Annotated in this window: 11 protein-coding genes; 6 read left to right on the forward strand and 5 right to left on the reverse strand. The window is 61.2% G+C overall.

The features are described 5' to 3' along the window. Nucleotides 1-4: 4 nt before the first annotated feature. Together ACR9ZQ_RS37385 and ACR9ZQ_RS37390 are read right to left on the reverse strand one after the other, a co-directional pair. Nucleotides 5-934 (reverse strand): sugar ABC transporter substrate-binding protein, encoded by a 930-nt coding sequence (locus ACR9ZQ_RS37385; protein ID WP_113298805.1) that lies wholly within the window; start codon nucleotides 932-934, stop codon nucleotides 5-7. A gap of 116 nt (nucleotides 935-1,050) precedes the next feature. Continuing rightward, nucleotides 1,051-2,034 carry an ABC transporter permease gene (locus ACR9ZQ_RS37390; protein ID WP_310382361.1) on the reverse strand — a complete coding sequence of 328 codons (984 nt, stop codon included), beginning with the start codon at nucleotides 2,032-2,034 and terminating at the stop codon, nucleotides 1,051-1,053. 212 nt (nucleotides 2,035-2,246) lie between these two features. Here ACR9ZQ_RS37390 and ACR9ZQ_RS37395 point away from each other — a divergent pair, with 212 nt between their 5' ends. The 6 genes from ACR9ZQ_RS37395 (at nucleotide 2,247) to ACR9ZQ_RS37420 (ending at nucleotide 10,058) form a co-directional block, all read left to right on the forward strand. Continuing rightward, a complete protein-coding gene (locus tag ACR9ZQ_RS37395; protein WP_481430349.1) occupies nucleotides 2,247-3,056 on the forward strand; it encodes a transketolase in 810 nt (269 codons plus the stop codon). Next, nucleotides 3,056-4,012 carry a transketolase family protein gene (locus ACR9ZQ_RS37400; RefSeq protein WP_481430350.1) on the forward strand — a complete coding sequence of 319 codons (957 nt, stop codon included), beginning with the start codon at nucleotides 3,056-3,058 and terminating at the stop codon, nucleotides 4,010-4,012. The genes ACR9ZQ_RS37395 and ACR9ZQ_RS37400 overlap by 1 nt, the downstream gene beginning before the upstream one ends. A gap of 64 nt (nucleotides 4,013-4,076) precedes the next feature. Beyond that, nucleotides 4,077-5,543 carry an FGGY family carbohydrate kinase gene (locus tag ACR9ZQ_RS37405; protein ID WP_481430351.1) on the forward strand — a complete coding sequence of 489 codons (1,467 nt, stop codon included), beginning with the start codon at nucleotides 4,077-4,079 and terminating at the stop codon, nucleotides 5,541-5,543. 21 nt (nucleotides 5,544-5,564) lie between these two features. Then, nucleotides 5,565-6,524, forward strand: coding sequence for a sugar-binding transcriptional regulator (locus ACR9ZQ_RS37410; protein WP_481430352.1), 960 nt, complete (start codon nucleotides 5,565-5,567; stop codon nucleotides 6,522-6,524). A 173-nt stretch (nucleotides 6,525-6,697) separates the two neighbouring features. Further along, the gene (locus ACR9ZQ_RS37415) at nucleotides 6,698-8,461 is read left to right on the forward strand and encodes a peptidoglycan D,D-transpeptidase FtsI family protein (RefSeq protein ID WP_481430353.1); all 1,764 of its coding nucleotides are present in this window, start codon (nucleotides 6,698-6,700) and stop codon (nucleotides 8,459-8,461) included. A gap of 655 nt (nucleotides 8,462-9,116) precedes the next feature. Further along, a complete protein-coding gene (locus ACR9ZQ_RS37420; RefSeq protein WP_481430354.1) occupies nucleotides 9,117-10,058 on the forward strand; it encodes a glycosyltransferase in 942 nt (313 codons plus the stop codon). On the opposite strand, the gene ACR9ZQ_RS37425 is transcribed toward ACR9ZQ_RS37420, so the two are convergent. Genes ACR9ZQ_RS37425 through ACR9ZQ_RS37435 form a run of 3 tightly spaced genes read right to left on the reverse strand, consistent with a single transcriptional unit; the run spans nucleotide 10,051 to nucleotide 12,447 of the window. Further along, nucleotides 10,051-10,788 carry an ABC transporter ATP-binding protein gene (locus tag ACR9ZQ_RS37425; RefSeq protein ID WP_481430988.1) on the reverse strand — a complete coding sequence of 246 codons (738 nt, stop codon included), beginning with the start codon at nucleotides 10,786-10,788 and terminating at the stop codon, nucleotides 10,051-10,053. The two genes, ACR9ZQ_RS37420 and ACR9ZQ_RS37425, sit on opposite strands and share 8 nt — an antisense overlap. After that, nucleotides 10,788-11,630: an ABC transporter ATP-binding protein gene (locus tag ACR9ZQ_RS37430; RefSeq protein WP_481430355.1), complete on the reverse strand. Its 843-nt coding sequence runs from the start codon at nucleotides 11,628-11,630 to the stop codon at nucleotides 10,788-10,790. The genes ACR9ZQ_RS37425 and ACR9ZQ_RS37430 overlap by 1 nt, the downstream gene beginning before the upstream one ends. Beyond that, nucleotides 11,617-12,447 carry an ABC transporter permease gene (locus ACR9ZQ_RS37435; RefSeq protein ID WP_481430989.1) on the reverse strand — a complete coding sequence of 277 codons (831 nt, stop codon included), beginning with the start codon at nucleotides 12,445-12,447 and terminating at the stop codon, nucleotides 11,617-11,619. Before ACR9ZQ_RS37435 ends, ACR9ZQ_RS37430 begins: the two co-directional genes overlap by 14 nt. Nucleotides 12,448-12,498: the final 51 nt, after the last annotated feature.

A 12,498-nucleotide genomic window follows, 5' to 3' on the forward strand; every position in this document is an offset into this window, starting at 1 on the left:
CTGATTACGGGTGGTTGGCGATGAAGCCTGCCACGTTTTCCTTGGTCGTCAGCGTGGCATCCATCAGCTGGACCGGCGGCACCTTTTCCTTGGCAGCGAGCTTGACCGCGTTCTCCACCGCATCGCGGCCCATCTTCTGCGTCTGCTGTGTCGCGGTCACGTCGAACACACCCTTGCTGAGGGCCTCGAGTGCAGCGGTGTCGCCATCAAAACCACCGACCACGATCTTTTGCGATGGATTAGCGACCTTGATCGCTTGGGCCGCACCGAGCGCCAGTCCATCTGCCTGGGCAAAGACGATCGAGACATCAGAATTCGACTGGAGCATATTCTGCATGATCTGGAAGCCCTCGTCCTGGCTCCACATGTTGGAATATTGCTCGGCGACGACGCTCACGTCCGGATAGGCCTTCAGGGATTCCTGGCACCCCTTGGTGCGGTCCAGTTCAGGCGTGGTGCCCTTCTGGCCATGGATGATGACCATCTTGCCCTTGCCGCCGGCTTCCTTGAGGATGTAGTCGCAAACCGCCTTGGCGGAGGCGACGGAATCGGTCGCCAGGAAGGTATCGCCCGGAGCGCCTTCAGCATTCCGGTCGACGTTGACAACCGGAATGCCGGCCTGCTTTGCGAGCTTGACCGGCACACTGGCTGCAGCAGCGCCTGCCGGGATGTAGATCAGTGCATCGATATTCTGGGTCAGCAGGTCCTGGATCTGGTTGACCTGGGTCGGGCCATCGCCCTTGGCGTCGACGGTGAGGACCTCGATGCCACGCTTCTTGGCTTCAGCTTCGACGGACTGCTTGATCTGGTTGAAGAAGTTTGCCTGCAAATTGGCGACGGCAAGGCCGAGCTTCTTGACTTCGGCCGCCTGAACGGATCCGAGGCTGAGGCCAAGCAGGGCGGCAGACGCGAGCAGAGTGCGCGCAAATTTCATGTCAGTTCCTCCGTTGTTAGTGAACCCTCGGGTATCCTCCCCCTCGGGCAATAGCTCCGCTCCAAACCTCTCGGAGAGGAATTTCTTCACGCCCGCATCGTCTGCGGGCGGAATGATCAGGCAGCCCGCCGCTTCCGGATCGTTTCTGCGCCGACAGCGAGAACGATGACGACGCCGATGATGACCTGCTGCAGGAAGGGCGAGACGTTGAGAAGGTTGAGGCCATTACGCAGCACGCCGATGATCAGGACGCCGATCAGCGTGCCGCCAATACCGCCTGCGCCTCCCGACAGAGAGGTTCCGCCGATGACGACGGCCGCGATCGTGTCCAGCTCGTAGCCAAAACCGCTGGACGGCTGAACCGAGTCCAGACGGGCCGCAAGAACGATACCGGCAAGACCTGCAAGGACGGCACTCGCCATGTAAACAAGAATAGTCACGAGCTGGACGTTGATGCCGGCAAGACGAGCAACTTCGGGATTGCCGCCGACCGCATAGAGCATGCGGCCTTCTGCGCGGAAGTGCAGGAAAACCCAAGCAGCGGCGACGACAGCCAGCATCAGGAAGACGGTTGCAGTCAGAATGCCGAAATGGCGATCAATGGCCAGCATCATGAACCAGTCGGGGAAGCCGACGATCTGCTGGCCGTCGGTGATCATGTTCGCCACGCCGCGCGCAGCCGACATCATCGCCAGTGTCGCGATGAAGGCAGGCACCCTGAACCAGGTGACCATGATGCCGACGATCAGGCCGCTGATCATCGAGGCAATGAGCGCCACTACGATGCCGATGCCGAGCGGCAGGCCGGCGACATTCGCCGTCCAGCCCATCACCATCATCGCGAGAGCCAGGACCGAACCGACTGAAAGGTCGATGCCGCCGATCAGGATCACGAAGGTCATGCCCACTGCCATGATCCCGAGCACGGTGATCTGGTCGAGAATGTTCAGACCATTGCGGACGGAGAGAAATGCATCAGTGCTGAAGGTCAGGAACAGGCAGAGCAAAAGCAGCCCGATGAGCGGGCCGGTTGCCCCCGTGAGCTTGCTTACCCACGTGCCGGACGGACGGCTCTGTTCATTCACGTCGATCGCCACCATCGTTCCTCCCTGGGATTAAGGCCGGCGGGCAATATTTCTTCAAGCAAGAATATTTATTCATGCCTGCTGGAAAATTCATTAACAACTTGCTTAGATGCTGTCAACCAGCTTTTCGGCTTATGATGGAAGCACAATGACCAATAAGGGGCTTGACTAAGGCAGCCTGTATGCAAAAATATAACTGGATGAATATTTATTCACAAGAGGAAACGATGGAGCCTTCCGAACTTGAACGTGTTGCTCGCCAGATACGTCTGCGCGACCTCCAGGCCGTATACGAGGCAGGCGCCGGCCATATTGGTGGCGAGATGTCGGTGATCGATCTCCTCACCGCACTTTACTTCCGTGTGCTGCGTATCTGGCCCGACCAGCCCAAACATCCCGATCGCGACAGGTTCGTGCTGTCGAAGGGCCATACGGCCTGCGCGCTCTATGTGACGCTCGCCAAGCGGGGCTTCATTCCGGAAGAGGAAATCGCGACTTTCCTGAAGCCGCATTCCCGGCTGAACGGCCATCCGAACTGCAACAAGGTGCCGGGTGTCGAAACCAATACCGGGCCTCTGGGACACGGGCTGCCTGTCGCTGTCGGCATGGCGAAGGCGGCGAAACTCTCGGGCGCGAAATACCACACCTATGTCATCACCGGTGACGGCGAGATGCAGGAAGGCTCCAACTGGGAAGCCATCATGGCAGCATACCAGTTCCGCCTGGACAACCTGACGCTGGTCATCGACCACAATAGGTTCCAACAGGGCGCCTCCCTATCGGACACCAACGATCTCGCGCCGCTTCGCCCCAAGCTCGAGGCCTTCGGATGGGAGGTCAGCGAAATCAACGGCAATGACATGCACGCGATCGTGCCCGCTCTCGAGCATCGCAGTGACCACCCGCATTGCATCGTAGCGCACACCAATAAGGGCCATGGCATCTCGTTCATGCAGGATCGCGTCGACTGGCACCACAAGGTTCCGAGCAAGGAACAGTATGAAACCGCATTGGCAGAACTGTCGGAGGCACTCTAATGAACGCGCCCGTAAACCCACCGAAGCTCTATGATTGCCGCGATGCCTTTGCCGCGACGCTCGAACGGCTGGCGACCGAGAATGAAACCATCGTCGCCGTCTGCAACAACTCGGTCGGCTCCTCCAAGCTCGGCGGCTTCAAGTCGAAATTCCCTGATCGCCTCGTCAATGTCGGCATTGCCGAACAGAACATGGTCGGCGTCGGCGCCGGCCTCGCCAATGGCGGACGCCTGCCCTATGTCTGCGGTGCTTCACCGTTTCTGACCGGCCGGTCGCTCGAACAGATCAAGGCCGACATTTCCTACTCCAATGCCAACGTCAAGCTGGTCGGCATTTCCTCAGGGATGGCTTACGGCGAACTTGGCCCAACCCATCATTCGATCGAGGACTTCGCCTGGACGCGCGTGCTGCCGAACCTGCCCGTCATCGCACCATGCGACCGGATCGAGACTGCCGCCGCCGTCGAATGGGCCGCAAGCTACAATGGTCCCTGCTTCCTGCGCCTGTCGCGCGTCGGCGTTCCGGATCTGCTGCCCGAAGGCCATAAGTTCGAAGTCGGCAAGGCGAACCTGCTGCGTGAGGGCTCCGATGTCACCCTGATTGCCAACGGCACGCTGACCCATCGCATGGTGAAAGCCGCCGAAATCCTGGCCGCGCGCGGCATCAAGGCACGCGTGCTCAACATGGCGACCGTTCGTCCGATCGACGAGACCGCCATCATCGCCGCAGCCAACGAGACCGGTGCTATCGTGACGGCGGAAGAACATTCGATCTTCGGCGGCCTCGGTTCAGCCGTCGCCGAAGTGGTCGTCGACAACGCGCCCGTGCCGATGAAGCGTCTTGGCGTTCCCGGCATCTATGCGCCGACGGGTTCGGCCGAATTCCTCCTCGACGAATTCGGCATGGCGCCGACGGCGATCGCCAATGCGGCAGAGGCGCTGATCAAGCGCAAATAATCTGATAGCAGGTCTATTGAGCCGGGGCGTGCATCCGCCCCGGCCATTGTCTGAGGAGAAGACGATGCGGGTTATTCTGGCAATCGACCAGGGCACCACCAATTCGAAGGCAGTTCTGGTTTCCGAAACAGGAGAGGTGCTCGCTAGAGGCTCGGCCGCCGTCGGCATTTCCTATCCGCAACCGGGCTGGGTCGAGCAGGATCCTCGCCGGATCTTTGCCTCCGTTTGCGAAGCGATCGCGGCATGCCTGAAAAATGCCTCCGGCGCGACCGTCGAGGCGGTGGCGGTGTCTAACCAGCGCGAATCCGTCACGGTGTGGGATGCTGAGACCGGCGAAGCGCTCGGTCCGGTGCTCAGCTGGCAGTGCCGCCGTACCGCGCCTGACTGCGAGCGCCTCATCGCCGAAGGTCATCTCGACCGCGTACAGGCGCTGACCGGTCTGCCCCTCGACCCGATGTTTCCCGGATCGAAATTCCGCTGGCTGCTCGATCGCGTTCCGGCCGGACGCCGCGTGCGTCTCGGCACGATCGACAGCTGGCTAATCCATTGCCTGACGGGTGGACGCCGCCACGTCTGCGATGCCTCCAATGCCGCCCGCAGCCAGCTGTTCGACCTCAATGGCCAGGTCTGGAGCGAAGAACTCGGCCAAATCTTCGGCGTTGATATCGCTCTGTTGCCCGAAGTGCTCGACAGCTCTGCCGATTTCGGCACGACACAGGGGCTTCCCGGCATTGCCGATGGCACGCCGATCCGCTCCGCCATCGGCGATAGCCATGCGGCGCTCTTCGGTCACGGCGCCTTCAAGCCCGGCGACGGCAAAGTGACGTTTGGAACCGGCTCCTCCGTCATGACGACATTGCCGTGTTTCATCGCGCCGCAAAACGGCATCACCACGACGGTCGCCTGGCGGATCGCTGGCGTGCCGACCTTCGCCTTCGAAGGCAATATCCTCGTTTCGGCCGCAAGCCTTCCCTGGATGGCCGGCATTCTGGGCCTTCCCGATGTGGCCGCCCTCGTCGACCTTGCGGCGACGGCCGAGCCGGGCGGACCGGGATTCGTGCCGGCCTTCGTCGGCCTCGGTGCCCCCTATTGGAGCTCCGACGCCCGTGCTCTCTTCGCTCAGATCAACTTTTCCACGACCCGCGCCCAGATGGCCCGCTCGGTGACGGATTCGATCGCCTGCCAGGTGCATGACGTGATCGCCGCCATGCACGCCCAGAGCGGCGGTAAACTCGGCGCTCTCTATGTCGACGGCGGCCCGAGCCAGAACCGTTTCCTGATGCAATGCGTGTCGAACCTGATCGAGCATGCCGTGATCCAGTGCGAGGCACCGGAGGCTTCCGCTCTCGGTGCCGCCTATCTCGCAGGGCTTTCGCTCGGCCTGTGGAAGGATCTCGATGTGATCGAGGCACTGCCCCGAAGCACCGAAGTGATCCGCCCCGAAGAGATCGATCGCGTCGGCCTTCTCAATACATGGAATGATGCGCTGGCCCGCTCGACGTCGCGACCGACACCGGTTAAATGTGAATAAAAATTCAAGCCGGTATCGCCCATGTCCCGCCTCAACGAACTCCGCCTGATTTCCAGGGTTGCCCAGATGTACCACATCGAGGGGCGTCGGCAGGCGGAGATCGCGCAGCATCTGCGGCTGTCCCAGGCGACGGTCTCGCGAATGCTGAAGAGGGCCGAGGCCGAGGACATCGTTCGCACCAGCGTCATCCCCCCGGTCGGCACCTACAGCGAGCTCGAGGGGACGCTGCGACAAAAGTTCGACCTTCCCGAAGCAATCGTGGTCGAGTGCAGTGAGGACCGGGACGGGGCCATCATGGCCCGGATCGGTGAAGCGGCAGCCCATCTTCTGGAGATCACACTTTCGCCTGGCGAGATCGTCGGGGTGTCGAGCTGGAGCCAGACCATCTTCAAGATGGTCGAAAACATCCATCCGCAGAAAAGCGCCCAGGTAAAATACGTTGTCCAGACCCTCGGCGGCATGGGCGACCCTTCGGTGCAGACACATGCAACGCAGCTCACCACGCGGCTTGCGCGCCTCACCGGGGCCGAACCCAAATTGCTTCCCGTGCAGGGCGTGACGACGTCGAGGGAAGCCAGGCTCCTGATGCAGTCAGATCCCTTTGTCCGTGAGACCATGGATCTCTTCGGCAGCATCACGCTCGCCATCGTCGGCATCGGCGCGGTGGAGCCGTCCGAATTGCTTGCCCGCTCGGGCAACATCTTTTCGTCGCGGGAACTCGCCGATCTCGCCGAGGCCGGCGCCGTCGGTGATATTTCACTGCGTTTCTTCGACAAGGATGGCAAACCGGTGAAGACGCCGCTGGATGACCGGGTCATCGGCCTGCCGCTCGAGGACCTTGCGCGGGTGGATCGGGTCATCGCGCTGGCTGGCGGCGCGAAGAAGACGGCAGCGATCTCAGGTGCCCTGCGTGTTGGCGTCATCGACATGCTGGTAACCGACAAATTTACCGCTCAGCGATTGATCGACGCAACGGCGTGACGTGGCCGTCGAACGCTGTGCCCGGTGGCATTTCTGGAAGCGACGGTTAACGAACTCTTAGATTATTCGACGCAAATCTAGTCGTCAGTTGCCCCAGGAGAAACAGGCCGGAAAACGCACAGCGTTTTCGGAAGTGCTTCTTCGACTTCCGCCTCCTGTTCCGGATCAGCTCAATGAGTATCATCTCCCGAATTCTGAAGATCAAAAGCCGGTCCCACATCCTCGTCGCACGTCAGAGGATCGGCGTTGACGACAAGATCCCGGGCACAAGAAAGAAGCGAAGCGGCCAGGCAAGGCAGCGCCTGGGAGTCTTGATCAGCGCCTTCATCTGCGGGTTCCTTCTGATCGGCGGGCGTCTTGTCCAATACGGGCTTGCCGAGGATCCCACCACCAGCTCGCTTGGCAATCCCAACAGCGTCGCTTCCCGGCCCGACATCATCGATCGCAATGGCCAGCTCCTGGCTACCGACCTGAACATGGTCTCCCTCTATGCAGACCCCCGTCGCATCGTCGACGCCGACGAAGTGGTGGAGAAACTCGCAGCCGTCATACCGAGCCTCGATTGGAGGGAGACCCACAAGAAGCTCAAGACGGACAGCGGCTTCCAGTGGTTACGGCGCCAACTCACGCCGAGGCAGCAAGCTGACATCCTGGCCCTTGGCCTTCCCGGCATAGGCTTCAGACCGGAAAAACGCCGCTTCTATCCCGGCGGGCGCGCCGCTTCGCACATTCTCGGCCATGTCAATGTCGACAATCAAGGACTGGCTGGCATGGAGCGGTATCTCGACCAGCAGGGCCTGGCCGATCTGAGGGCTGTCGGACTGACGTCTGGAGTTCCACTTGAGCCCGTCAGGCTGTCGATCGACATCCGCGTCCAGAACATCGCCCGAGAGGTCGCCGCCAAGGCGATGAACGCCTATCAGGCAGAAGCCGCCGGCGCACTCATTCTCGACGTCGAGACGGGCGAGGTCCTGGCTATGGCCTCGGTGCCGGACTACGACCCCAACGAGCCGTCGCGCGCATTGGCGGACGGCAGACCGGACAAGGATTACGAGAAAGGCTGGTTCAACCGGATCAGCAATGCGACATTCGAAATGGGCTCGACCTTCAAGAGCTTCACCTTGGCAATGGGCCTCGACGCGGAAAAGATCACTCTAAACTCCGTCGTCGATGCATCCCGTCCGATCCGCATAGGCGGCTTCACGATCAAGGACTTCAAAGGCAAGCACAGGCCACTGTCGATCCCGGAAGTCTTTCAGTATTCGTCGAACATCGGCACCGCCGCCGTCGCGGATATGGTCGGCATTGAGGGGCATCAACAGTTTCTGACCAAGCTCGGCCTTCTCTCCAAGATGGAGACGGAGATGCCGGGTGTCGCAACGCCGACACAGCCACGCACGTGGAAGAAGATCAACTCTGTCACGATCTCCTTCGGCCACGGCGTCGCGACAACCCCGCTGCAGACGGCGTCTGCGGCCGCATCTCTTATCAATGGCGGCAATCTCATTTCGCCGACCTTCCTGCCGCGGTCGCCGGAACAAGCCGCAACATCGTCGCGAAACGTCATCAAGCAAAGCACGAGCGCGGATATGCGCTACCTCTTCACCTGGAACGGGCTGAAGGGCTCCGGCCGCGGCGCCCAGGTCGAGGGCTTCAACGTCGGCGGCAAAACTGGAACTGCCGACAAGGTCGTCAATGGACGCTATGCCAGCGACCTGAATTTCAACGCCTTCGTCGCGGCCTTTCCGATGGATAAGCCGAAATACATGGTTCTCTCGATCATCGATGCCCCGAAAACCGGCGAGCATGGCGGACGAACTGCAGCGTCAACCGCTGCTCCGATGGTGAAGGAAATCATCGGTCGAGCAGCCCCGCTGCTCGGCGTCCAGCCTCGCTTCGGTTCGAATGATGCTCCCTATTCACTGATCGCTTACTAAGCTCTCCGCCACGATCTGCGAGAGACAATGAAGCACATCGGGCGTTGATCATACCGCCGCGCTCGCGCGGGAAAGCGGGAATTCGCGTCACACGACGGTCGGGAACAAGGGCAGCCGCGGCCCCTCGGCCGACGGACTTAATCTATCTTAATCGATCTTTGCCGATCTTTGACCGCACGCCATATTCGATCCGATAGATCCCGTGCAGGAAGAACGGGACTGTGAACATAGCGGTGAAAGTAGCCCATCCGAAAATCGAGCGTCACTTCAGGGTTTGCTCAAAAGTCGATCCGACCGGCAAGACATGCGCGGAAGGTGATGCCGCCGCAAACGCGCCTGGTCACCGGACGACTGATTGGCACGACGGCGAGGACTATGATCTAAAGTACCGCGCCTGTCGGCAATCTCACCAAGCGCGTGCCGCCGTGCAGCCTTCCGTGTTGCTTGTCCTTATCCTCGGGATAGCGATTGTCTGCCAGGGAGGGCCGGCGTTCTCACAACAGACCGATGGCGCAGCGCTCACCGTTGCTACGGCAAAGCCTGTCGAACGACAATGGTCCGAAACGGTGCCCGCCAGCGGCTGGTTGAAGCCCTGGCATGAGGCTATCAGTGCTGCGGAAGTGAGGCCACCCTCGGGCACGAGGTCCACCTTGTTGTGCCGCGCGGCCTCCCGCTCGCCGAGCTTGTCAACCGGCAGGTCGTCCTTCACCGCTTCACGACACCGTTTCTGCGGCGCATGCGCCTGCGACGGCTGATCGCCGTGGCAGGCATCGATATTGCTCATGGTCATCTGAGCTCGGGCTGCAAGGCACTCGCGACTGTTCCCGACACCGTCACCAGGGTTGCGACCCTGCATGTCGGGTTCAAAGCCAAGCAGCATGCGCGGCTTGACGGGGTGATTTGTGTGAACCGGGCGCAGTTGCCGCGCCTCGGCGCTTATACCGGACATGCGGGCCTAGTTTGGAACTGGTTGCCGGAGGTCAAGCACGGCAGGGCTTTGGATCTGCGCTCCAAGTTGAATGTCCCGCCTGGAACTAGGCTCGTCGGTGCGGTCGGTCGCCTTCATCCCAGCAAGGGAAACGACGTTCTGATATCGGCCTTTATGCGGGCTGCGCCCGCAGACGCTGCCTTGGTGATCGCAGGCGATGGACCGCAGCGCCCTGCGCTGGAAAAGCTCGCCAAGAGCGACAGCCGCGTCCATCTGCTCGGCCATTGTAACAATGTGCCGGGGTTCCTGCGCAATCTCGATCTCTTCGTATCGCCGTCACGCGAGGAATCGGCGGGGCTTGCCATTCTCGAGGCAATGCATGAGGGGCTGCCGATCATCGCCACGGCGACAGAGGGCCCGTCGGAATATTTGCGCGACCATCCGGTGCGTTTCGTCGAACCGGGCTCCATCGAAAACCTGTCTGAAGCTCTAGCGGATGCGCTTCGATCCAACGCCGGCACCGGTTTGGCGCGTGTGGACTACGACATGGAGCCTTTCTCCCGAACGACGGGCATCGCCAACGTACTGCATTTTTACACCGAGGTTGCCGCATCGCGGTGCGCCGCAGCGCCCATGGTCGGGTCGTCGCAAAACAGAAGTGTCAGATGAAAGTCGCTTCGAATAGCTCACGCGCATATTCGTCGTGCGTTTTTCCATCCTGCAAATCCCGTTTCGAGAGCTCGTCGATGAAGCGACCATCCTTCATGATCAGCACGCGATCGCACATATGGGCAATCACCGCCAGATCGTGACTGACAAGCACGTAGGTCAGCCCCATCTCGTCGCGCTGGTCCGCCAGCAGGTTCAGGATTTCCGCCTGTATCGACACATCGAGCGCCGAAGTCGGCTCGTCGAGAAGCAGGATCGGTGGGGAGAGGATCAGCGCCCGTGCGATTGCGACACGCTGGCGCTGGCCGCCGGAAAGTTCGTGGGGAAACCGGTTTGCAAATGCGGCCGGCAGGCCGACTTGGCGCAGAGAACGCTCGACGGTTTGCCAGATCTCCTGTCTGCCCATCGCCCGCAAAGGCTCGGCAAGTGCCGTGCCGATCCGGTGGCGCGGATGTAGCGAGCCATAGGGGTCCTGAAACACCATCTGGGCACATTTCAGATCATCGAGGCTTCTCGACTTGCCGACGGTGCGACCGGCAAGCGCGATTTCGCCCGACCAGCCTTTTTCCATGCCTGACAGGCATCGCAAGACAGTGGACTTGCCGCAACCGGATTCGCCGACGATACCCAGCGTTTCCCCACGCGCGACGCTGAAGCTGATATCCTTGACGACATGGTTTTGCTGTTTGCCGGACGAGAATGTGACGTTGAGGTCGCGGACTTCGATCATCATGCTCTCTCCAGGTCGATCTTCGAGCGGTCGAGAACTGCAAGCCGCCGGACGGGATGTCGTGGATCCGGCATCGCGGCGATCAGCCCCTTCGTATAGGGATGGCTGGCATCTTCCAGCCTCGTCAGCGTCTCGACGATGCGCCCCGCATACATGACGATGATCCGCTCGCAGAAGGCGGAGACCATCCGGATATCGTGACTGATCAACAGCAGGCCGGAATCGTTCTCCCGGACGAGTTCGTCCAGCAGGGTCAGCACGTCCTTGCGCACGCTGACATCGAGCGCCGAGGTCGGTTCATCGGCGATGACGAGCTTTGGCTTGGCAAGCAGCATCATCGCAATCATGACACGCTGCCCCATGCCACCAGATATCTGATGCGGATACTGCGCCATCACGCGCTCGGCGTCCTTGATGCGAACGCGCCCGAGCATTGCCTTGGCGGCGGCGGTCGCCGCTGCGCCACGCAGGTTGAGATGCAGGCGAGCCGCTTCGGCGATCTGCTTGCCGACGCTGAGCACAGGATTGAGCGAATAGCGGGGGTCCTGCATGATAAGCGCAATATCCTTGCCGCGTATCTTTCCCATCTGCCTCTCGGACAGAGACAGAAGCGGACTGCCATCGAGTTCGAGACGCCTTGCCGAGACGGTGGCGCCTGCCGACAGAAGGCGCATGATCGCGCGACCGGTCGTCGATTTTCCGGAGCCGGACTCGCCGACAATGCCGACGCGCTCGCGCCCAACTTCGAAGCTGACATGGGAAACGGCAGGCACAGCGTTCCTGCCGAAGCTGACATTGAGGTCTTCGACGGAGAGAACTGGCTTCATATCAGGACCTGGCATGACGGGGATCCAGAATGTCGCGAAGCGCATCGCCTGCGACGTTGAAGGCGAGGCTGGTGACGAGAATGGCAACACCTGGCATCACGGCAACCCACCAATAGTCGAGCATGAACTTGCGCCCGCTCGATATCATCGCGCCCCATTCGGGCGCCGGCGGCTGCGCGCCCAATCCGAGGAAGCCTAGCGAGGCAGCCGTCAGAATGATGCCTGCCATGTTCAGGGTCAGACGTACGATCACCGACGGAATGCACATGGGAGCGATATAGACCAACAGGATGCGCAGGGGCGAGGCACCATAGAGGCGGGCCGCGGCAACATAGTCGGCATTCCTGACGACCAGCGCCTCAGCGCGCGCCAGGCGCGCAATAGGTGGCCATGCCGTGAGTGAAATGGCTATGATCGCCGTTGTCAGTCCAGCTCCGAGTGCGGCGGCGAATGCCAGCGCCAGGATCAGCGAGGGAAAGGACAGGACGATATCCGTTGCCCGCATCAAAAGCGCGTCCGTTCGACCTCCGAAGAAGCCGGCGACGACACCGATCAGCAGACCGATCGGGCCAACGATCAGGGAGATCGAAAGCACGGTCTGGACGGTGATCCGCGTTCCGTAGATCAAGCGGCTCAGAATATCCCGGCCGAACTCGTCGGTGCCTGCCCAATGCGCGGCACTCGGCGGCTGCAGCGCGTCGGACAGGACCTGGATGTTGGGATCATAGGGCGCGAGCAAAGGCGCAAGGATCGCGACGACGCAAAGCACCGCCAGAATGACGAAGCCGGCCATGCCGAGCGGTTCCTGCCCCAGCCTTGAGACGATCCGCATCGTTGAGCCTGATATCCGTGCGAGCAGGCTCGGTGGGCGCACAGGAAGGTC

It is taken from the genome of Rhizobium sp. KNZ14-9A (genome assembly GCF_056755015.1).